General features: G+C 59.7%; 18 protein-coding genes. 6 read left to right on the top strand and 12 right to left on the bottom strand.

Features of this window, described 5'->3' with window-relative positions; genetic code table 11:
* The 3 genes from AB4Z24_RS07295 to AB4Z24_RS07285 form a co-directional block, all read right to left on the bottom strand.
* Nucleotides 1-2,022, bottom strand: coding sequence for a 3-hydroxyacyl-CoA dehydrogenase NAD-binding domain-containing protein (locus AB4Z24_RS07295; protein WP_441707024.1), 2,022 nt, complete (start codon nucleotides 2,020-2,022; stop codon nucleotides 1-3).
* A 34-nt stretch (nucleotides 2,023-2,056) separates the two neighbouring features.
* Nucleotides 2,057-4,534, bottom strand: a complete 2,478-nt coding sequence (locus tag AB4Z24_RS07290) for an acyl-CoA dehydrogenase (RefSeq protein ID WP_441707023.1) — start codon at nucleotides 4,532-4,534, stop codon at nucleotides 2,057-2,059.
* Nucleotides 4,535-4,773: 239 nt separating this feature from the next.
* Nucleotides 4,774-6,090 carry an FCSD flavin-binding domain-containing protein gene (locus tag AB4Z24_RS07285; protein WP_441707022.1) on the bottom strand — a complete coding sequence of 439 codons (1,317 nt, stop codon included), beginning with the start codon at nucleotides 6,088-6,090 and terminating at the stop codon, nucleotides 4,774-4,776.
* Between the two features lie 178 nt (nucleotides 6,091-6,268).
* Here AB4Z24_RS07285 and soxY point away from each other — a divergent pair, with 178 nt between their 5' ends.
* The gene (gene soxY / locus AB4Z24_RS07280) at nucleotides 6,269-6,757 is read left to right on the top strand and encodes a thiosulfate oxidation carrier protein SoxY (RefSeq protein WP_441707020.1); all 489 of its coding nucleotides are present in this window, start codon (nucleotides 6,269-6,271) and stop codon (nucleotides 6,755-6,757) included.
* A 12-nt stretch (nucleotides 6,758-6,769) separates the two neighbouring features.
* Nucleotides 6,770-7,093 (top strand): thiosulfate oxidation carrier complex protein SoxZ, encoded by a 324-nt coding sequence (gene soxZ, locus AB4Z24_RS07275; RefSeq protein WP_441707018.1) that lies wholly within the window; start codon nucleotides 6,770-6,772, stop codon nucleotides 7,091-7,093.
* 36 nt (nucleotides 7,094-7,129) lie between these two features.
* On the opposite strand, the gene AB4Z24_RS07270 is transcribed toward soxZ, so the two are convergent.
* Nucleotides 7,130-7,738 (bottom strand): c-type cytochrome, encoded by a 609-nt coding sequence (locus AB4Z24_RS07270; RefSeq protein ID WP_441707016.1) that lies wholly within the window; start codon nucleotides 7,736-7,738, stop codon nucleotides 7,130-7,132.
* A gap of 285 nt (nucleotides 7,739-8,023) precedes the next feature.
* Here AB4Z24_RS07270 and AB4Z24_RS07265 point away from each other — a divergent pair, with 285 nt between their 5' ends.
* Nucleotides 8,024-9,847 carry a methanol/ethanol family PQQ-dependent dehydrogenase gene (locus AB4Z24_RS07265; protein ID WP_441707014.1) on the top strand — a complete coding sequence of 608 codons (1,824 nt, stop codon included), beginning with the start codon at nucleotides 8,024-8,026 and terminating at the stop codon, nucleotides 9,845-9,847.
* Nucleotides 9,848-9,919: 72 nt separating this feature from the next.
* On the opposite strand, the gene AB4Z24_RS07260 is transcribed toward AB4Z24_RS07265, so the two are convergent.
* The 3 genes from AB4Z24_RS07260 to AB4Z24_RS07250 all read right to left on the bottom strand — a co-directional run bounded on the left by AB4Z24_RS07260 (nucleotide 9,920) and on the right by AB4Z24_RS07250 (nucleotide 12,857).
* Entirely contained in the window at nucleotides 9,920-10,417 is a 498-nt protein-coding gene (locus tag AB4Z24_RS07260; RefSeq protein WP_441707012.1) for an HPP family protein, read from the bottom strand.
* Nucleotides 10,418-10,490: 73 nt separating this feature from the next.
* Nucleotides 10,491-11,690 (bottom strand): NAD-dependent formate dehydrogenase, encoded by a 1,200-nt coding sequence (locus AB4Z24_RS07255; RefSeq protein WP_441707010.1) that lies wholly within the window; start codon nucleotides 11,688-11,690, stop codon nucleotides 10,491-10,493.
* A gap of 255 nt (nucleotides 11,691-11,945) precedes the next feature.
* Entirely contained in the window at nucleotides 11,946-12,857 is a 912-nt protein-coding gene (locus tag AB4Z24_RS07250) for a LysR family transcriptional regulator (RefSeq protein WP_441707008.1), read from the bottom strand.
* Nucleotides 12,858-13,137: 280 nt separating this feature from the next.
* On the opposite strand from AB4Z24_RS07250, the gene AB4Z24_RS07245 reads away from it, so the two are divergent.
* Together AB4Z24_RS07245 and AB4Z24_RS07240 are read left to right on the top strand one after the other, a co-directional pair.
* The gene (locus AB4Z24_RS07245) at nucleotides 13,138-14,253 is read left to right on the top strand and encodes a WD40/YVTN/BNR-like repeat-containing protein (RefSeq protein WP_441707006.1); all 1,116 of its coding nucleotides are present in this window, start codon (nucleotides 13,138-13,140) and stop codon (nucleotides 14,251-14,253) included.
* Complete coding sequence (locus tag AB4Z24_RS07240) at nucleotides 14,250-14,546, top strand: MoaD/ThiS family protein (RefSeq protein WP_441707005.1); 297 nt, start codon at nucleotides 14,250-14,252, stop codon at nucleotides 14,544-14,546. The genes AB4Z24_RS07245 and AB4Z24_RS07240 overlap by 4 nt, the downstream gene beginning before the upstream one ends.
* Before the next feature lie 88 nt (nucleotides 14,547-14,634).
* Here the strand turns inward: AB4Z24_RS07240 and AB4Z24_RS07235 are convergent, their stop codons facing one another.
* From AB4Z24_RS07235 to AB4Z24_RS07220, 4 genes are all read right to left on the bottom strand, one after another.
* Nucleotides 14,635-15,486 carry an outer membrane protein gene (locus AB4Z24_RS07235; protein WP_441707003.1) on the bottom strand — a complete coding sequence of 284 codons (852 nt, stop codon included), beginning with the start codon at nucleotides 15,484-15,486 and terminating at the stop codon, nucleotides 14,635-14,637.
* A 357-nt stretch (nucleotides 15,487-15,843) separates the two neighbouring features.
* Complete coding sequence (gene cimA / locus AB4Z24_RS07230) at nucleotides 15,844-17,475, bottom strand: citramalate synthase (protein WP_441707001.1); 1,632 nt, start codon at nucleotides 17,473-17,475, stop codon at nucleotides 15,844-15,846.
* Nucleotides 17,472-17,984, bottom strand: coding sequence for a GNAT family N-acetyltransferase (locus AB4Z24_RS07225; RefSeq protein WP_441707778.1), 513 nt, complete (start codon nucleotides 17,982-17,984; stop codon nucleotides 17,472-17,474). The genes cimA and AB4Z24_RS07225 overlap by 4 nt, the downstream gene beginning before the upstream one ends.
* Before the next feature lie 207 nt (nucleotides 17,985-18,191).
* Nucleotides 18,192-19,073, bottom strand: a complete 882-nt coding sequence (locus AB4Z24_RS07220; protein WP_441706999.1) for a helix-turn-helix transcriptional regulator — start codon at nucleotides 19,071-19,073, stop codon at nucleotides 18,192-18,194.
* 91 nt (nucleotides 19,074-19,164) lie between these two features.
* Between AB4Z24_RS07220 and AB4Z24_RS07215 the strand changes: the two genes are divergently transcribed.
* Nucleotides 19,165-20,052: an SDR family oxidoreductase gene (locus AB4Z24_RS07215; protein ID WP_441706997.1), complete on the top strand. Its 888-nt coding sequence runs from the start codon at nucleotides 19,165-19,167 to the stop codon at nucleotides 20,050-20,052.
* A 114-nt stretch (nucleotides 20,053-20,166) separates the two neighbouring features.
* Here the strand turns inward: AB4Z24_RS07215 and cysS are convergent, their stop codons facing one another.
* Nucleotides 20,167-21,639: a cysteine--tRNA ligase gene (gene cysS, locus AB4Z24_RS07210; RefSeq protein ID WP_441706995.1), complete on the bottom strand. Its 1,473-nt coding sequence runs from the start codon at nucleotides 21,637-21,639 to the stop codon at nucleotides 20,167-20,169.
* Nucleotides 21,640-21,744 lie beyond the last annotated feature (105 nt).

The following is a 21,744-nucleotide window of genomic DNA, read 5'->3' as shown; positions in this document are numbered from 1 at the left end:
CTATTCGGCAGCTGCGGCGTGCGGAGACGGCGTAGCGCCACCAGCGGCGCTCAAGCTCTTCTTGTAATGCAGAGGACCGCCGCGGAACGGCGCAAAGCCGGTGCCGAAAATCATGCCCGCATCGACGAGGTCGGCGGTTTCGACGACGCCCTCATCGAGCGTTCTCTGCGCTTCTACGATCATCGGATCGACAAGTTCGCGTCCAAGGCGGTCAAGATCGGCTTTCGAGAATTTCTTGTCCGACTTGACGGGCTTACCGTCCTTCCAGACGTAGAAGCCTTCGCCGGTTTTTTTGCCGAGACGGCCGGACGCCACGAGCCGGTCGAGCCTCGAGCCTTCGCTCGATTGGCCGAGAATCTTCGCGACGTGGGCGCAGATGTCGAGTCCGACGTTGTCCGCAAGCTCGATCGGACCCATGGGCATCCCGAACGTGCGCACTGCTTCGTCGATCTTCTCCTTGTCCTCGCCCTCTTCGAGACGCTTCATCGCCGCGAACATATAGGGGGTCAGCACCTTGTTGACGAGGAAGCCCGGGACGTCCTTCGTGATCAGCGGGAACTTGTCGATTGCCGTGACGAAGGCCGCACCTTTTTTTACTTCTTCGTCGCGCGTATTGGCGCCGCGTACCACCTCGACGAGCGGCATCTGCGCGACGGGCGAAAAGAAGTGCAGGCCGATCAGGCGGCCGGGGTCCTTCAGCGGCGCGGCGATGTCTTCAAGCTTCAGCGACGACGTGTTCGTCGCGAGCACGGCACCGGCTTTGATCTTCGTTTCGAGGTCGGCAAAGAGCTTCTGCTTGACGTCGAGCCGTTCGACGATCGCCTCGATGACGACGTCGGCGCGGCCGATGCCTTTGCCTTCGGGATCAGCTATGAGACGCGCTTTCGCGGCGTCACGCGTCGGCTTGGTCTTGAACTTGCGGGCGAAGAGCTTGCCTTGCGCCTTGATGCCCTTCTCGAGCTGCTCGGCGGAGATATCCTGGAGCGTCACTTCCATGCCGGCGGCAACGCAGACGCCGGCAATGTCGGCGCCCATCGTACCGGCGCCGATGACGTGAACGCGGCTCGGTCGCCATTTGAAGCCCTTCGGCGCTTGGCCCTTCAGAAGTTCCGTCAGGCGGAAAACGCGGCGCAGGTTGCGCGAGGTATCCGACACCATCAACGGCGCGAACGCTTTGGTCTCCTCGCGCTTCAGCGTGTCGAGATCGCCGCCGTATTTCTCGAAGAGGTCGATCAAACGGAAGGGTGCGGGGTAGTGATCCTCGCGAACCTTTTTCGCCGTCTCCTGCCGCATTTTTTTGGCGAGCAGTCCGCGCGCGGGCCATTTGCTCAGCAGCATCTTGGCGAGACCCGCCGACTTCGAACGGCGGTTCTGCAGCACGGCCTTGCGCGCTGCCCACTGCAGCTCTCCCGGGCTGCCGACGAGCTGATCGATGAGGCCCTGAGCCTTCGCGACGGTGGCGCGGATCATGCCGCCTGTCAGCATCAGTTGCATCGCCGCCATCGGGCCGGCCTGCTTGATCGAGCGCGCGGTGCCGTTGAAGCCTGGGAAGATGCCGAGCTTCACTTCCGGGAAGCCGACGCGTGTCGAGTCATCGCGGGTCGCGATGCGGTAATGGCAGGCGAGGATTAGTTCCAAGCCGCCGCCGACGCAGACGCCATGAATGGCGGCGACGACCGGCACGGGAAGCTTTTCGATACGGTCGAGCAGATCATTGACCGGCTTCAGAGCCGCGATGACGTCCTGCTCGCTTTGAAATGTCTCGAACTCGCGGATATCGGCGCCGACGATGTAGCCACGCTCCTTGCCCGACATAATGACGAGGCCGCGCACAGTCTTCGCTCTGACTTCCGCTTCGACGCGCTCGATGATCGCGTTCAACTCTTCGATTGGCCGCCGCCCGAGCGAGTTGGCGCTTTCGCCTTCCCGGTCGAAGGTCGCCCAGGCAATGCCCTCGCCATCGATCTTGAAGCGCCAGTCCTTCAACTGCGGTTCACTCGCCTGCACCGGTACGTCCGTCATTACTCACCTCAACAGTTCGAGACTTCAGCCTGGGTCATTCCGCTGCCAGGCTCTCGGCACCACGCGCGTTATGGCCGAGCGTCACATAATTCGGTTTCAACTCCGCCGGATCGAAATGATCGACCGCGATCACGCGCGCGACGAGCTGCTCAACCTCGCGGAGCTGATCGGCCTCCGCTGCGGTGATGACACTCTTCGCTTGCGCCTCCGCAAACCAGTCGATGCCGTGATAACGCTGGACGGTCCCTTCGCGGATCGCTTTTTCGAGCTTCTTTTCGATGGGTTCAGCGGCGATCACCTTTTCCAGCGTCACTTCGAGGATGCCGGTCGGATCGTTGACGTCCTTGGAGACGAAAATCTGTCGCGTCAAGCGATCGCGTACTTCACCCGGCTGCAACGCGTGGCGGGCGACCTGGTGGCCCAACGCGTCAGATGCGGGCTTGAAACGGCGTCCGAGCGGGAACACGACGACGCGCATCAGCGGCCGCGCCCAGCCGACGGGGAAGTTGTCGATCACGCCGGAGATCGCTTCCTGGAAGCGGTAAAGAGCATTCTGCGCGGCAAGCTCGACGATCTGCTCATCGCCTACGGGTCGGCCGTCGTCGTCGTAGCGCTTCAGCGTCGCCGAGAGCATGTAGAGTTCCGACAGCGCGTCTGCCATCCGGCCCGTGATCTTCTGCTTTGTCTTGAGGCCGCCTCCAAGCAGCGCGACCGTCAGATCGGCGACGAAGGCGAAAGAGCGACTGGCGCGTCCAAGCTGGCGATACCAGTGCGACATGCGCAGCGCGTTCTCTGGCGCCGTGACGAACGCTCCGCCCGTCACGTTGTGAACGAAGCCGCCGGTGGCGTTCGAAAGCGAGAAGGCGATGTGATTGTTGAACGCGTCTTCGAAGTCATCGAGGCCGCGTTGCTTATCGGTGTCCTGCGCCGCCTGGACTTCCTTGTAGAGGTATGGGTGCGAGCGGAGCGCGCCCTGCGCGAACGTGATCAGCGTGCGCGTCAGGATGTTGGCGCCTTCGACGGTGATGCCCACGGGAACCATCTGGTAAGCCGACTGTAGGTAGTTCGCGGGACCGTCGCAAATACCGCGGCCGCCGTGGATGTCCATCGCGTCGTTGACAGCGCGGCGCATTTTCTCGGTCGTCTGATATTTCATCAGCGCGGAGATGACCGACGGCTTCTCGCCTCGCGAGACCATCGCGGCGGTCATCGCCCGGGCCGCCTCGTTGACGTAAGCGGCTTCGACGATACGGACGAGCGGCTCCTCGACGCCCTCCATGCGCGAAACGGGCAGCCCGAACTGTTTCCTGATGCGCCCATAGGCGGACGTCACCCGCAGCATCATCTTCGCGCCTGCCGTGGCGGACGACGGAAGCGAGATCGCGCGCCCGGCGGATAGGCATTCCATCAGCATGCGCCAGCCGTTGCCGGCCATCGCTTCGCCGCCAATGACCCAGTCGATCGGGATGAAAACGTCGTTGCCCCAGTTCGGACCGTTCGGAAATGCGGCGCCCGAGGGCAGATGGCGGCGTCCGATGTTAACGCCCGGATGATCAGCCGGGATCAACGCGAGCGTGATGCCGATGTCCTCGCCCTTGCCGAGCAGATTGTCCTTGTCGAAAAGGCGGAAAGCCAAGCCGACGAGCGTCGCGTTGGGTCCGAGCGTGATGTAGCGCTTGTCCCATGAAAGGCGAATGCCGAGGGTGTCCTTTCCCTGGTAGGTGCCGCGCGCAACGTGACCGATGTCGCGCATCGTAGCGGCGTCGGAGCCGGAGGTTGGGCCGGTCAGCGAGAAGCAGGGCACTTCCTCGCCCTTGGCGAGGCGCGGTAGATAATAGTGTTTCTGTTCGTCGGTGCCGTACTTCTCGATCAGCTCGCCCGGCCCGAGCGAGTTCGGCACCATGACGATCGTCACAACGTCAGGCGAGCGCGACGCGATCTTGCCGAGGATCAGCGACTGAGCTTGCGGCGAAAATCCGAGGCCGCCGTGCTCCTTCGAGATCAGCATGCCAAGGAAGCCGTGCTTTTTGACGAAGTCCCAGATGCTGTCCGGGATCTCGTGCAGGTTATGGCGGATCTGCCAGTCGCTGATGAGACGGCAGAGTTCTTCGGTCGGGCCGTCAAGAAAGGCCTGCTCTTCGGCCGTGAGTTCGATCGGCGGGATGGACTGGAGCTTGTCCCAGTCGGGTGTTCCGGAAAACAGCTCGGCGTCGAAACCGACGGTCCCGGCTTCGAGGGCCTGGGCTTCGGTGTCGGAGACTTTCGGGAGAATTTTGCGGATCCCTGCAAAGACCGGCGCAATGACCAGGCTTCGGCGCACCGATGGAATTGCGAGGACGGCGAGCGCGACGAACGGCAACCACGCGATCCAGGTGACGAGACCGAAGCTCGCGCCGGTCGTGAGCAGCGTGAAGAGGCCTACGGCCGCGGCCCAGCCCCACAGCGGCGCGCGGACCATGCCGAGCGTCAGGAAGCCGATCGCTGCCACCAGTAGAAGAATGACGGGTGCCATTTCCGTGCCTCCCATAAGAGCCGCCGTCAGATACCGGCAGGCCCTGAATTTAGTGTTGACGTATACGTCAATCTAGGGATTTCTCGTGCGAGGGTCCAGGGCGTGACCCAGTCGAGTTAATCACGTTTCTGCAACAGAACCTAACTTGCGGATGCAAAGCGGACTTTTCCCCGCGCCGATTCCCCAGTCGCCGTTCAGTCAGACCGATGCTGCGCGATAAACCTTAAGGATTGCGGAAATTAGCGCTCCGCCTTCGCCGTCAGCTCGCCGAACAGATCGGCGACAATCGTCCGGTACCAGTCGGCGCTCTCTTGATATGTCTGGCGGCGGAGCTCAGCGCTGTCATCGGGCTTGGAAATGAACGGCTCTTTGACTTCGAGATAGGGTTTTCCATCCTTGGTTGCCGGCACGTAATCGCCGCCGATCTTGGCGCTGTTATCGGGTGCGAGCATCGACCAGCACGTGTTTCTGTATGTTCCGGGCAAGCGGGGCTTGCCTTCGAGGCTCGCAATGATGTCCGTCGCGACCACGGCGGCCTGGCTGACGGCCGAGTAGGCGGACTTCGGCATATCATTCGCGATCGCGGCGTCGCCGAGGACGTAAACGTCCCTCGCCTTCATTGACATGAAATTCTCGGGGTGGACCGGGCACCAGTCACCCTCCGTCAGGCCGGCGTGACTTGCAATCGCACCAGCTTTCTGCGCGGGAATGATATTGGCGAGCGCGGCGCGCTCCGTGCGGCCAGCTTTCGTCGTCACGATGCCGGTTTTCGCATCGACCTTGATGACGTTGAAATCGTCGATCTCGTTCGTCAAATTGATTTCGACGATGCCCTTATAATATTCGTCGAACGCCTCCTCGAAGACGGCCTGCTTCGAGTAGGTTTTCTTTGCGTCGAAGAGGATCAGCTTGGCGTTCGGCTTTTTGGTTTTCAGGAAGTGGGCGATCATGCACGCCCGCTCGTAGGGCCCCGGCGGACAGCGATACGGGTTCGGCGGAACCGACACGACGACGAGTCCGCCATTGGGAAGCGCGAGCAGCTTTTCCTTCAAGAGCCATGTCTGCTCGCCGCCTTGCCAAGCATGCGGCATGATTTTGGCCGCTTCCGGCGAATAGCCTTCAATGGTCTCGTATTTGAAATCGATCCCCGGAGCGACGACGAGACGATCATACTTCAGAGGCGATGTTCCACGGGCGAGCGTCACGGTTTTCGCCGTGGTATCGATCGCCGTCGCGGTATCGGTGACGACATTGATGCCACGCTTCTTCACGCCTGTGTAGTCGTGCGTAATGGATTTGAAGGACCGGAACCCGCCGAGATAAATGTTCGAGTAGAAGCAGGTCGTATATCTTTCCTTCGGTTCGATCAGCGTCACGTCGAGATTGGCGTCCGCCGACTTCAAGCGGTTGGCGACGGCCGCGCCGCCGGGGCCACCGCCGATGACGACGATTTTCGCCGACCCCGCCGCGAGTGCCGGACGCGGCAATTGCGACGCCGCGGCGACGCTTGCGCCAGCAGTCAGCAGAGCAAATTCGCGGCGCGTGATCTCGGTCATTCCCCGCCTCTTGTTTGGGCCCGCTGAGGTGCCCCATCGTTACCTCACGGCCTTCTCGAACGCTCATTTGCCACGGGCGATCACCTTGTGTCAGGAAAATAAATGGTAAGGAAGCTGGAGGCGCCGTGAAGAGGTATCCTATATATAACATCCAACCTTCCGCTTCGAGGCTTGGCGCGTGCCAGACCCAATCGATATTACTATTCTAACCCGCCGGAAGTTTGTTGCAGCGGGCGCCGCCGCGGCGGCTTTTCTCCCCCATCTCGCTCGCGCCGAGGATGCAGGAGCGAATGCGCTCGCACCCAGTCAAAAATTCAAGGATGATTTCGCGCGGATCGCCGATTCGGTCACGCCCATCGAAGGCAAGGTCACGGTCGATTTGCCCGAGACGGCCGAGAACGGCAATTTCGTGCCGGTGACCATCGCCGTCGAAAGCCCAATGACGGACGCCGATTACGTGCGGGCGATCCATATTCTCTCGACGGAAAATCCCCACGCCCACGTCGCCACATTCTATCTATCACCCGCGAACGCCGTCGCGCGCGTGCAGACGCGGATGCGGCTGGCCAAGACGCAGAACGTCGTCGTTCTGGCGGAGCAATCAAACGGCGAGATGCTGATTTCGACGACGCTCGTCAAAGTCACGATCGGCGGCTGCGGGATCTGAGGAGCAAACGTCATGACCGCCAATCCGCGCATCAAGCTACCGGACATTGCCAATCCCGGCGAGGTGATCGAGATCAAGACGCTCATCACGCATGTCATGGAAACCGGGAATCGTCACGACAAGAACGGCAAGCCTATCCCGCGCGACATCATCAATGCCTTTGTCGTGAAGTTTGAAGGCCAGCAAGTGTTCCGCGCGACGTTCGGGCCGGGCATTTCTGCGAACCCCTATGTCGCGTTTCACATGCGCGTTCCGGGTCCTGGCGTTTTTGAATTTGCGTGGACGGACGATCATGGCGTGACGACCGTCGCCACCGCGCCGCTGAAGGTGGCTTAAGCGCTATCGCCGCTTTGCACAACGAGTTCGGTTTTTCTATTTCGGATGAGCTGCAATTTGCAGACTTGCGAGATAGGCGGCGACCGGCTTCAGCGCGGCCTCGTCGACGGACTTCATCAGGACGTGCATGCCGATGTAATTCATCCGTTCGCCCGTATGAAAGTCGGTCATCGTCTTCAGGAGGTACTCATCCTGCTGACCGGCAAGGCGCGGCCTTACCATGTCGCCTTGATAGTGCATTTGGTGGCAGCCTCTGCAATTGAGCGGATTTAGCACGGCGTGGGCGGCGACCTGCACGTCCGCTGGTGGCGCTGGCTGCTGAAGATTCGGCCACGGCTGCTTCGAGTAGTACGTCGCGAGTTCTTCCATGTCCGTCCGGCTCAACGAATCTGCGACGGGGGACATGAGTTCGTTCTTGCGATGCCCGATCTTGAAATCGTTAAGTTGGTTTAAAAGATAATCGCGGTTTTGGCCCCAAATGACAGGCGTCGTCTTTTCAGTCGGCACCCCCTGATCACCGTGACAACCAGCACAGACCTGAGTGAGATCGCTCAATGTCTGGGCTGACGCACCTTCGCAGATAAAAAGTGGAGTGCTTGTCGCCAATAGACCTGCAACGGCCATATGCAGTGAGATTCCGGTCATCATCAAACTCCACTAGCAATCCCGGCATTCTCAGTTAAATCGAACTATTTTATTTCGCTCCCTTCATGGCGAATTGCCAGATTAGCGGCCATCGCTCCGAGCATCTCAGAAGAGTTTCGAGGAGTGTTTGACGAAGCATAAGTAACCCGTGGCGAAACCAACGTCCACGTCAATAGTTCCATGACATTTGATTGGTACGGCCAAACGCAAATGTCATTGGGATTATCTGCCTTTGACGCGTACGCCACCGCGCATCGGCAGGCGGCGCGCGCAAGGAGATTTGTCATGCGACTAAGCGCAATAACCTGCGGGATCGGGCTGCTCGTCGCCGCAGTAGGTCCGGCCCTGGCAAACGACAGTGTCGTTGAAGCCACGAAGAACCCGCAGAACTGGGCCATGCAGCAAGGCGACTATAGCAACCATCGCTATTCGAAGCTCGATCAAATCAATACCGAGAATGTCGGGTCGTTAAGAACGCAGTGGAGTTTCTCAACCGGTGTTCTGAGAGGTCACGAGGGTTCGCCACTCGTCATCGGCGACACGATGTACGTGCATACGCCCTTCCCCAATTTGGTCTATGCGCTGAACCTCGATGATAATCAGAAGATTATGTGGAAGTACTCGCCGAAGCAGGACCCCTCGGTCGTTCCAGTGATGTGTTGCGATACCGTCAATCGCGGTGTGCAGTATGCGGATGGAAAGATCTTCCTTTATCAGGCCGATACCTTCCTGGTCGCTCTCGATGCCAAGACCGGCAAGGAAATCTGGAAAGTCAAAAACGGTGATCCCAAGGTTGGCGAGACCGGGACGAGCGCTCCCCTCATCGTCAAGGACAAGGTCATTGTCGGCATTTCCGGTGCCGAGTTCGGAATTCATGGGCGTCTGACCGCCTACAATATTTCGGACGGCAAGCTGGCCTGGCGCGCTTTCTCGACCGGGCCCGATAAGGAAATGCTGATCGACCCGGAAAAGACCATGTCGCTCGGCAAACCGGTCGGAGCGGATAGTTCTCTCAAAACATGGAACGGCGACCAGTGGAAAATCGGCGGCGGCTCGACATGGGGCTGGTACGCCTACGACCCGGCACTGAACCTAGTCTACTACGGCACGGCAAATCCGGGAACGTGGAACCCGGTGCAACGCGCGGGCCCTGGCGGCAAACCGATCGACCAGAAATGGACCATGACGATTTTTGCTCGCAACCCGGATACGGGCATGGCGGCATGGGCCTATCAGATGACGCCGTTCGATGAATGGGACTACGACGGCATCAATGAGATGATCCTCGCAGATAACATGGACATCAAAGGAGAAAAGCACAACGTGCTCGTGCACTTCGATCGCAACGGCTTCGGGTATACGCTCGATCGCAAGAGCGGCCTTCCGCTCGTCGCCGACAAGTTCGATCCTGCCGTCAATTGGGCGACAAGCATCGACCTCGATCCAAACAGTGCGGATTATGGCCGCCCCGTGCGCGTCGCAAGCAAATCGACGTTCAAGAATGGCCAGGACTTCAATACCAAGAACGTTTGCCCCGCGGCTCTCGGCTCTAAGGACCAGCAACCGGCATCGTATTCGCCGATGACGGGACTTTTCTATGTTCCGACGAACCACGTTTGCATGGACTACGAACCCTTCAAGGTTTCGTATACGGCCGGTCAGCCCTTTGTGGGCGCCACGCTCTCCATGTTCCCGGCGCCAGGCGGAACCAACATGGGCAACTTCATCGCCTGGGACGCGTCCAAGGGCAAGATCGTCTGGTCGAAGCCAGAAGAGTTCTCGGTGTGGTCAGGCGCATTGACGACGGCCGGCGGCTTAGCCTGCTTCGGCACTCTCGAAGGTTATTTCAAGTGCGTCGATCAGAAAGACGGCAAGGAACTCTACAAATATAAAACGCCGTCCGGGATCATCGGCAACGTCTTCACCTACGAGCACAAGGGTAAGCAGTACCTCGGTGTCTACTCGGGCGTTGGTGGATGGGCCGGCATAGGTCTCGCCGCCGGATTGACCAATCCAACCGACGGACTTGGCGCCGTTGGCGGGTATGCATCCCTCAGCAATTACACAGCTCTCGGCGGCTCACTGACGATTTGGGGACTGCCTAGCTAAAACGTGCTCTCTGCTTTCCAACCGATGGCGCGGCCCCGAGGCGGGTCGCGCCATCAATTTGTTTGCCCGGCGCTAACCGGCAACCGCGATGGTTCTGCACAGCGCATTGTAAAGCTTGGCGCTTGCAACGATTGCCGTCGCTCCTATCAGAACCGGTACGACGAGGAACGACAGGTCCGGGTGCAGCAACGCCACGACGATCGGGTTTGCTCCCGCCGGCGGGTGGACGGTATCCGTCATCATCATCGCAGCGATCGCAAAACCAACTCCGGTGGCGATACCCAGCACACCGAATCCGAACAACGCGGTCGCCAGGAAACCCATCGAGGCCGCTATCAGATGTCCGCAAATAACGTTCCTTGGGCGCGCAAACGGACTTGCCGGAGCGCCAAATACGAGCACGCAGGATGCTCCGAACGGCGGGATAATGAGCGGGAGCGTGGTCGCGTCCCTCACCAGCGCGAGCGCGCCGATGATCAGAAATCCGCCGAAGCCTGCCAGAACAGAAGCTCGCCACGGCCGTTCCTTGAGCCACGACAAACCTTCGACCGCGCCGACACGCTGATCCATTCGACCCTCTTCGATAAGCTGGATTTCAAGGGAATGGCGGACGCGCCATTGACGGCGTCCGCCAAACCGTCCGTTAGCGTTTAAACTTGGCCGCTTCTTCCGAGCCGCCCGTGGCATTACCGGCGCTGTAGGAGTGGGCGCCGACGCCAGCGAGCTTGCCACCCTGAACGACCAGATATTCGTTCCGAATTGGCTTGCCTGCGAAGTAGCACTCGAGAATTTCTCGCGTTCCGGCCGCATAGCGCGCCTGGGCTGAAAGCGATGTGCCCGAGATGTGCGGCGTCATCCCGTGATAGGGCATCGTCCGCCAGGGATGATCCTGTGGCGCCGGCTGCGGGAACCAGACGTCGCCTGCATACCCGGCGAGCTGGCCGCTTTCGAGCGCACGAACGATTGCATCCCGATCGCACAGTTTACCGCGCGCGGTATTTACGAGATAAGCACCGCGCTTGAAGTTCTTCAGCGTCTTGTCGTTGATCATGTGCTCGGTTTCGGGATGAAGCGGGCAATTCAACGTCACGACGTCGCAAACTTTGGTCAGGCTCTCGACGGAGGTGTGATGCGTCAGGTTGAGTTCCTTCTCGACCGCATCCGGCAGCCTGTGGCGATCCATGTAATGGAGATGGACGTCGTAAGGCTTGAGCAGGCGGAGGACGCGCAGACCGATGCGGCCGGCCGCGACCGTGCCGATATGCATGCCTTCGAGATCGTACGAGCGGGAGACGCAATCGGCGATATTCCAGCCGCCCTTGATCACCCAATTGTACGAAGGAATATAATTCCGCACGAGCGCGAGGATCTGCATCACGACGTGCTCGGCGACACTGTTACTGTTGCAGTACGTGACCTCTGCCACGGTGATGCCGCGATCCATGGCAGCTTGCAGATCTGTGTGATCGGAGCCGATACCGGCGGTCACGATCATCTTCAGCTTCGGAGCTTTCGCAATGCGCTCGGCCGTCATGTAGGCCGGCCAGAAGGGCTGCGAGATGACGATTTCGGCGTCGTGCAGTTCTTGATCGAGCTTGGAATTCTTGCCGTCTTTGTCGGACGTCACGACGAGAGTGTGTCCGGCCTTCTCCAGGAACTTGCGAAGCCCGAGTTCGCCTGACACGCTGCCGAGCAATTCACCCGGCTTGAAATCTATTGCCGATGGGGTCGGCGTGGTTTGGCCGTCGGGATATTTGGTGATCTTCGGGATATCGTCCCGAGCATACGATTTGGGATAGCCCCCTACCGGGTCGTCGTAGAGAACACATACGATCTTAGCCATGGTCTTTCTCCGTCATGGAATTGGCCATGAGGCGGCGCTTCGTCCGAGACGCCCCGAACGAGTGACAAGCTGTCTGTGAGGGTTGAACGCACCGCGTTCGTCGTTAGCAGAACACGATCATCACTCCTCGCGCTTCCCCGCCTTGGCAATCGGCTTTCTTAGAAAGCTCTATTGTTTGCCGAGGCTTGCGGAAGCTCAAGGACAAAGGCGATTAGGTCAAACGCATGTGATTTGTTGGATGATCGATGCCGTCGATCAAACCTTGTCGACCGTCCCGAACTGATCAATGTCGAGGCGTCCGGCGCAATGCATCAGAGCATGCGCGAGCGGAGACAGGGGGTCGCGGGCCGAAGCGACGAGACCGATTGCCTGGCTATGAACGGGATCGATGAGACCGACCAGAGCCAATTCCTTGCATCCTCGGAAAATGAAAGAAAAAGTGTGCGGAATAATGCTCGACCATTCGCCACTGCAGACGTGCGAGCAGACGGCCAGAAAAGAGTCAGACGTGACGGTCGGCGCCAACTTTAGACCGAGTGACCCCACGAGATTGTTCAAGACTCGGCGGTTTTGCATGCTTTCATGCAACAAACATAAATTCTCGGCGGTCGCATCACGCCAGGTAATAGCATCCGTCTGCGCAAGTGGGCCGTCGGCATGCGTGACGAAAAGATATCTCTCGCGATAGAGAGTCTTCTTACGGACATTCGCGAGAGGCTCGTTGTCGAGGTAGGTGAGACCGGCATCGATCTCGAACTTGTCGAGCGCGTTCTGAATGTCGATGGACGACATCGATCGCACGTCGACGGTCACGTGCGGATGCTTGGCACAGAACGGCGACGTGAGCTTGGCCACGGCCGGCATGGCGGCAGGAATGACGCCGAACCGCAATGTTCCATTCAATCCTTCGCGGATGCCCTCCACGTCCTGTTTAAGGTTTTCATAGTCGGAGATGATCTGCGACGCCCAGGCGACGACGCGCTCGCCTTCGGGCGTCAAACCCAAAAATCTGGGCCCGCGAATAACAAGGCGCATGTCGAGTTCGCGTTCCAGCGCCTTGAGACCGGATGACAACGTCGATTGAGTCACGTGGCACCGCTCAGCGGCACGCGAGAAATGCTTCTCGCGGGCAAGCGCCACCAGGTAGCTCATTTGGCGGACAAACATTAGTGAAGATCCCGAATGACATTTTCACCCTCGATATAGTCGAACTTCTATATCGATGTCAGCCGTAGATGTCCGCGCCCTGCTGCCCAAAGATCTAGGGCGGCGCCAGATTTCCCAAAACACGGCGATGTCTGTAGAGTCGTTCTAATAAAAGTCACACATCACGACTTCATAAGTTCGAAGCGGTCGAAATCACGCCAACAGAAAATGGCAGCCTGACAGAAGACCATAAATCATCTGAATGCCGGCGAACGGCACAAGAACTTGGGCGAGGAAAGCGATGACAGGTGTGCGTGTATTGGTTGGAACCCGGAAGGGTGCTTTCGTTCTCACGGCCGACGGCAAGCGCAAATCTTGGGACGTCAGCGGTCCCCATTTTGCCGGTTGGGAAATCTACCACGTCAAGGGCTCACGAGCCAATCCAAATCGCATTTATGCATCGCAATCGAGCAGCTGGTTCGGGCAGCAGATCCAGAGATCCGACGATGGTGGAAAGACCTGGGAGCCGGTCGACAACAAGTTCGCCTACGATGGCGTTACCGGCACGCACCAATGGTATGATGGCACGCCACATCCTTGGGAGTTCAAGCGCGTCTGGCATCTCGAGCCTTCGGCGACCGACCCCGATACGGTCTTTGCCGGTGTCGAGGATGCCGCCCTGTTCCGTTCGAGTGACGGAGGAAAATCCTGGTCTGAACTTTCCGGCCTCCGCGGTCATGGATCGGGGGCGCATTGGATGCCCGGCGCGGGGGGCATGTGCCTGCACACCATTCTGCTGGATCCTGTCGATCCGAAGCGGATGTTCATTGCGATTTCCGCTGCTGGCGCTTTCAGGACGGACGATGGCGGCGCGACCTGGCAGCCCATCAACAAGGGGCTGAGGTCGGAGCACATACCGGACCCGCATGCTGAAGTTGGCCACTGTGTTCATCGCCTTGCGATGCATCCGTCGCGGCCCAATGTGTTGTTCATGCAAAAGCATTGGGACGTGATGCGCAGCGACGATGCCGGCAATTCCTGGCATGAGGTCAGCGGTAACCTGCCGACGGATTTCGGGTTTGCGATCGATGTTCATGCGCACGAGCCAGAAACGATTTATGTCGTTCCCATCAAGAGCGACGCCGAACACTTTCCGATCGAGGGCAAGCTGCAAGTTTGGCGTAGCCGCTCCGGCGGCGAGGATTGGGAGCCGCTGACGAACGGCCTGCCGCAATCAAACTGCTACGTGAATGTGCTCAGGGACGCGATGGCCGTCGATACGCTCGACGCGTGCGGCGTCTATTTCGGTACGACGGGCGGGCAAGTCTACGCTTCCGCCGATGCTGGCGACACATGGAACGCCATTGTCCACGATTTGCCTCCCGTGCTTTCCGTGGAGGTCCAAACGCTCACATGATCCGCGTCGTGCTGCCGTCGCATCTCAGGATGCACGCAAATATCAACGGCGAAATTCTGCTCGACGTGGATGGGGAAGCGACGCAGCGGTCACTGCTCGATGCGCTCGAGAGTCGGTATCCGGTCTTGCGCGGGACCATTCGCGATCATGCCACGCAGCGGCGCCGGCCGTTCTTGAGATTTTTTGCGTGTCAGCGCGATCTCTCGCACGAGCCGATGGACGCGCCGCTGCCGGACGAAGTGACGGCTGGATCGAAACCGTTTCTTATCGTCGGAGCGATTGCGGGCGGGTGATCGCACGGAAATGAAAAGAGGGTGGGGCGCCTCCGACGCGATACTTCGGACGAGGCACCCCAAGGGAAGACGATTGTGACTTCAAACGTTACTTGAGCGGTTCGATCGGAGTTGCGTCAGCCTGTAATTTCCAGACGAGCACGGCGCGAACCGACTGCACGGTCGCATCGTCGATATCGAAGCGGGCCTTTTCCTTCGCGAACTGCTCCCCCCAGCAATAGTTCGCATAGTTCCAAGCGGAACCTTTCCCGCTCTCACCATCGAATTGCGAGTAGCGATATTCGAGCTTCAGCGACAGCCTCTTGTCGAGCCTGTTGAGCTTGGTTTCGATACCGCCGCCAACCGTCCAGCCATCGAGATCACCGGCCTTCAAGGTGACGCTCGTCGGCAAATAATAGTCGTTGAACTTGGCCGTCACTTCGCCGCTCTGGTTCATGCGCGAGAAGCCGCCCAACCCGTAGACCAGAAGATCGGGTCGCACCAAGACGCCAAGCCTGCCACCAACGGTCCAAGCTCCGTCGCGGTGAAGATCGGCTGAGAGCGACCTATAGTAGTTGCCTCCCGAGGAGCTTTCGTCGCCGTTGGGGTAGAAGTCGTAGTCGGCGAAGGCGCCGATTAAGATGCGGTCGGTTATGAGCCGGTCGTAGCCCACCTGCACCGTACCGAAGACCTTCCAGTCATCATCGTTCATGCCGCCCGAGATGTGGTCATGATCGTGGTAGCACCCCCACCAATACACGCAAATAAGGTCCTTTCGCTTTGCGCTGGCGGTGGCATTCTGATCGATGCTGACACCGCCGATGCCGGCGCCTACGGAAAAGCCGGACCAGGCATCCGCTGGTGGTGGTATGGGTGCCGGCGTGTCCTTCAGGCTGCCGCCCGCAAATGCTCCGCTGGACTGAAATAAAATGAACGCGAACAACGCAACACTCTTACGCATCACAATACTCGCTCCCCGATAAGCTCCCCGTTTTTCCCGCTGCTGAAATCAACAGCTTATCCACAGCTCGGTGCTAGCGAGCGAGCGATGCGTGGACAAGTTGTTCGTACACTGAATGTGGCGATTTTTAGTTACCGCTGCTTTTCGATCACTGTACGGATGAACGCTGTAATGCGGCATTCCGTGAGCCGGACTTGAATAAATCCGAGTGATGATAATCGCTTACAGATTGGAGTTCGTTCAACTTAGCTTCGATGTGCGAAAGCGTGTCGAGCGAAGCACGCTCGACCGAACCGGATCAACGTCCGATCCCCCGCAATACTTCTCCACAGCTGGGGATAAAAGCGTCGGCCGCCTTCAGCTGACCTGAGCTTCGTCTTTCAGGAGCTTGTAGTTGATGCTGTCGAGGAGCGCTTCGAAGCTCGCGTCGATGATGTTTGGCGAGACGCCGACGGTCGTCCAGCGCTCGCCAGTTCGCGGGTCATGACTTTCGACCAGCACGCGCGTTACCGCATCGGTGCCGCCCGCGTGCGTCTGCGTCAGGATGCGAACCTTGTAGTCGACAAGCTCCACGTTCTCGATGTGCTTCTGGTAGCGGCCGAGATCGCTGCGCAAGGCCTTATCGAGAGCATTGACGGGGCCGTTGCCTTCGCCGACCGAAACCAGCGGCGCCTCGTCGCCCGCGATCGAGACGGTGACGACGGCGTGCGAAACGGTTCCGTTGCCGTTGTGCGATCGCGAGCGCTCTTCATGGCGCTCGACCGTCACGCGAAAATTATCGACGGAGAAATAGCGCGGCACGGTCGCGAGCGCCCGGCGGGCCAGCAGCTCGAACGATGCTTCCGCGGACTCGTAGGAATAGCCCTGATCCTCGCGCGCCTTCACCTCATCGAGGAGCGCCTGCACGCGCGCGTCATCCTTATCGGAGGGCAGACCGAGACGTTCGAGTGCCGATGTTAGCGAGGAGCGGCCGCCCTGCTTCGATACAAGGATACGCCGTTCGTTGCCGACGCTTTCGGGCGGAACGTGCTCGTAGGTCTCGGGCGCCTTCATTAGCGCGGAAGCGTGAATGCCGGCCTTTGTCGCGAATGCGCTTTCGCCAACGTAAGGTGCGTGACGGTTCGGCGCTTCGTTCAAAACTTCGTCGAGCACGCGGCTCGCATGCGTGAGCGTTCGAAGCTTGTCGGGCGTGACGCCCGTCGTGAATGCCTCGGCGAATTCGCTCTTCAGAAGCAGCGTTGGAATAATCGACGTCAAGTTGGCGTTACCGCAGCGTTCGCCCAGGCCATTGAGCGTGCCCTGAATCTGCCGGCATCCGGCGCGGACCGCCATCAGCGTGTTGGCGACGGCGTTCTCGGTATCATTGTGGGTGTGAATGCCGAGGTTCGCGCCAGGAACGTGCTTGGCTACGTCGGCGACGATACGCTCGACTTCGTGCGGCAGCGTTCCGCCGTTGGTATCGCAAAGGACGACCCAGCGCGCGCCGGCGTCATACGCCGCCTTCGCGACGGCGAGCGCGTAGTCGCGGTTCGACTTGTAGCCATCGAAGAAATGCTCGCAGTCGATCATCGCCTCGCGCTGCGTTTCGACAACGGCGCTGACCGATTGGCGGATAGCTTCGAGATTCTCGTCGTTGGTGATGCCAAGGGCGACGCGCACCTGGTAATCGGAAGACTTGGCCACGAGGCAGATGCTGTCGGCGGCGGACTGGAGAATTGCTTGAAGTCCTGGATCGTTCGAGACCGAGCGTCCGGCGCGCTTCGTCATGCCGAACGCGGTGAAGCGCGCGGACTTCAGAGAGGGGCGAGCGGAGAAAAGCTCCGTATCCGTCGCATTGGCGCCGGGAAAGCCACCCTCGATATAGTCGACGCCGAGGTCGTCAAGCACGCGCATCAGGCGGCGCTTGTCCTCGAGCGAAAAATCAACGCCCGTCGTCTGGGCGCCGTCGCGCAGCGTCGTATCGAAGAGGTAGAGGCGTTCTTTGCTCATGATGCTTTCGGTGGCCCGGCTTTCGCCGGATTGCCGGCGAGACGCTTTACCATGGTCGTGTTGGAAAGCCATTGATCATCGAGCGGTATGGAGTTTCGTTGAGCTCCGACGTAGCCGCGATGCTCGAAAAACGGCACGGCCGTGTCGCTCGCATCGACACTCACGGCCTCTGCTCCGCGCGCGCCTGCGATCTTCTCGAGCGCTTCGGCAAGTGCCGTGCCGACCCCCTCGCCCGCAAAGTCAGGATGCACATAAAGCATATCAATGGTTTTATTGTCCTTAAGGGACCCAAAACCGAGGTATTCGCCGTCGAGCTGAACGACGAGGGTCAACGCTCCGGCGAGCCTGTCACGGAATGCTGCCGCATCCTCGGCGGTGGCGACCCAGGCAAGCCGCTGATCGTCGTCGTAATCGTCAGCCGTCAACTCATCGATGCTTTGCGCGAAGAGGTCGCGCAGCACCATGGCGTCGGCTGGCAGGAATGGACGGAGCGGGTAGTCGTCGGACATGGCGGAAAGATTGCTGTTGGACCGGATTAGGCCGGTCTCAGAAATGGATGTCATGGGGTGCTGCGTTGGCCTATCCCCATGTGATGCACGATGCAACCCCCTGCAAGGTCGCTGCCCGCGTCATCCTCGGCCAAGCGCGCTGAAAGCGCGTGACGGCCGGGGATCCAGCACAAGACTCGTCGCAAAATATTGGGCGTTCGGCACTTCTTACGCTGAATCCCGGACGCGCCTCGCGCTGCTCGCCGCATCGAGGATGCCGTTAGACGATTTGATCAGCGCCTTGACGCGCTCCCGATCCTCCGGCGTCGCTGGATTGTAGACGACCAGGCCGAGATCCGGACGGCCGTCGACCGCAAACGCCGAATATTCGAACGACACCTCTCCAAGGATTGGATGGCGCAGGCGCTTGACGCCGCCTCCGTGGCTAAGCACGTCGTTGTCACGCCAGAGCCTCTCGAAGTCGGGACTTATTTGAGAGAGCTCGTCAACCAACGCCGCGACTCTCGCGGTCGCTCCAGCACGAGCGATGTCGGCCCGGAAGACACCGACGACATACCGCGCAACACTCTCCCAATCGAACTGCGCGGCGCGCACATGGGGATCACCGAAGATAACGCGTAGGATGTTACGCCTCTCCGCCGGAAGCGAACCGTAGTCCGTCAGCACTGTCGCGAACGCGCGGTTCCAGGCGACGACGTCCCAGGTCGCATTCTTGATCATGGCGGGACTGAACTCGAGAGCGTCGACGAGACGCTGAAGGCGTGGCGTGACGCTGTCGTCGATCCGGTATCGAACCTCAGGAGGATGGCCGAGGCCGAGAATGTAAAGGTGCTCGCGTTCGGCATCGGTCAACATCAGCGCGCGGGCGATCCGGTCGAGCACATCGGCCGATGGTGCGCCGCCCCGCCCCTGCTCCAGCCACGTGTACCACGTAGCGCTGACGTTGGCGCGTTGCGCCACTTCCTCACGCCTTAGACCCGGTGTGCGGCGACGTGTAAGCGGCAAGCCGAAGGAGGCCGGATCGAGTTTGGTCCGGCGATCGCGCAGGTAGGCACCCAACGCGCTCTCTCTCGTTTCCGACACGCTCATGCTGGTAGCAATTATACCCGTATAAGCTCACTACTTTACCAGGATAAAGGCTAGCACGACTTTCCCTCCAACGTAACCAGGAGGGCATCTCATGCGTGTTTTCGTAACCGGAGCGACAGGCTTTGTTGGGACAGCGGTCGTTCGGGAATTGCTCGGCGCGGGGCACCAAGTTCTGGGCCTCACGCGCTCAGATGCAGGCGCTGCAGCGCTCTCGACAATAGGTGCCGTCGTTCATCGCGGCGACCTTGATGACCTCGACAGTCTTCGCAAAGGCGCGAAGGAAACCGACGGTACCATCCACTGCGCTTTCATCCACGACTTCTCGAAGTTCGCGGAGAACGGGCAGATCGACAAGCGCGCCATCGAAGCGATGGGCGATGTGCTGGTAGGGACAAACAAGCCATTCATCGTGACATCCGGAACGGGGCTCGTTGCACCGAACGTGACGGTCACCGAAGAGATGCGGCGCGAGGCCAGCCCAACGGTTCCGCGCGTGTCTGAACAAGCTGGTTTGGCTTATGCGTCGCGGGGCGTGCGCGCGATGGCGATACGCCTGCCGCAGGTGCATGGCGGCGAAGGCAAAGCCGGCTTGATCACCTATCTGCTCCTGCTGGCGCGCCAGAAAGGCTCGGCAGCATATGTCGGCGACGGCAGCGATCGCTGGCCGGCGGCACACAGATTGGATGTGGCTCGCCTCTACAGGCTCGCGTTGGAGAAAGGCACTGCAGACGGCCTCTACCATGCCGTTGGCGACGAAGGCGTGCCCATGCGCGAAATCATCGAGGTGATTGGTCACGCGCTGAATGTGCCTGTCGTCTCGATAAAGAAGGAAGAAGCTGGCGATTATTATGGCCCGCTCGCGATGTTCGCCGGTCTCGACTTGCCGGCATCCAGCGCTTTGACGAAACAGTGGCTCGGCTGGAAGCCCAGAGAGATCGGGCTCATCGCCGATATCGGTCAGCCGGGGTATTTCGGCTAAGAATTCCCGTCGACTAAAGACGTTGTCATGCTCGGGCTCGTCCCGAGCATCCATCGGCCAGCGAGCGTCCGGCTCTATAGATCCTCGGGACAAGCCCGAGGATGACATGAGAAGCTACCTTGCGATTTCCCAGGTGGTTTCGATCTCGCCGGTTTCCTTGTTTTTCGTATCTTTGAGGGCGATGCCCATGCCGGCAAGCTCGTCGCGGATGCGGTCGGATTCTGCAAAGTCTTTGCGCTTCCTCGCTTCCAGGCGGGCATTGATGAGCCGATTAACGTACGGCGCAATATCGACGGAACGCTCCGCTTCTTCTTTGTACTCTGCAGCTAGACTATCGAAGGTCCACAAACCCAGCAATCGCCCCGACACAAACAACTGCCGATAAGCTGAAGTGTGCGCGTCGCTCTCTTTTGCCATCGCATGCAAAAGCGAAATTGCTCTCGGAGTATTTACGTCATCGGCCAAAGCGTCGATGAAACTCGGAGGTATCTCCTCGGACTCGTAGTATTCTCTATTTCCTTCTTGGAAACTCATGAGTCCTTTGAGGACTTCTTTCCAGCCGGACAATACAGAATAGCTTTCTTCGATTAAAGTCCGAGTCCAGTTAATCGGCTGTCTATAGTGCGTCATCAACATTGCGAGTCTCAACACGTCGCCTGGCCAACTGCGACCTCCGAATTTTTTGGTATTCAGCAGCTCGTGGATCGTCACGAAGTTGCCGAGGCTCTTCGACATCTTCTCGCCTTCGACCTGCAGAAAGCCGTTGTGCATCCAAACGTTGGCCATCACCGAAGTGCCGTGGGCGCAGCGTGATTGGGCGATCTCGTTCTCATGATGCGGGAACGTCAGGTCGATGCCGCCGCCGTGGATGTCGAACACGGGGCCGAGCAAGGCACCCGCCATTGCGGAGCATTCGATGTGCCAGCCTGGGCGTCCGGGAACCTGGATGCCGCTTGGTGAGGGCCACGCGGGCTCTCCCGGTTTCGACGGCTTCCACAAGACGAAGTCCATTGGACCTTTCTTGTAGGGCGCGACCTCGACGCGGGCGCCTGCTTCCATCTCTTCAAGCGTACGGTTCGAAAGGCGGCCGTAATCGGGCATTGACTCGACGTCGAAGAGCACGTGGTTTTCGGCGACGTAGGCATGGCCCCGCCTCACCAGCGCGTCGATCAGCGAAACCATGTCCTCGCGACCATCCTGGCGGCGGATGAACTCGGTTGCGCGCGGCTCGTACGTCGGCTGCAGCACGCCTAAGGCCGCGATGTCGGTGTGGAACTGCTTCTCGGTCGCTTCGGTGACTTTGCGGATCGCTTCGTTCAGCGGCAGCCCGGGATAATCGCGCGCGGCGCGGGCGTTGATCTTGTCGTCGACGTCCGTGATGTTGCGCACGTAGGTCACATGGTCCGGTCCGTAGATGTGGCGGAGCAGCCGGAACAGCACGTCGAAAACGATCACGGGGCGCGCGTTGCCGATGTGGGCGTAGTCGTAGACGGTCGGACCGCACACATACATGCGCACGTTCGATGGGTCGATCGGCACGAACTCGGCCTTATGCCGGCTCAGAGTATTGTAAAGTTTGAGCGCCAAACTGGACCTCTCGCGTCGCCTGGATTCTGCAATATCGAACGGAAGCTATTCCGGAACACTGAATATGCCATAGCCGCCAACGGCGCCATCAGGTGCCGCCGCGCC

The sequence above is a fragment of the Hyphomicrobium sp. 2TAF46 genome (genome assembly GCF_052114865.1).
In the GTDB taxonomy this organism is placed as follows: domain Bacteria; phylum Pseudomonadota; class Alphaproteobacteria; order Rhizobiales; family Hyphomicrobiaceae; genus Hyphomicrobium_B.
Note: the sequence above shows the minus strand (reverse complement) of the source record. Positions and strands in the feature narration are given on the sequence as shown.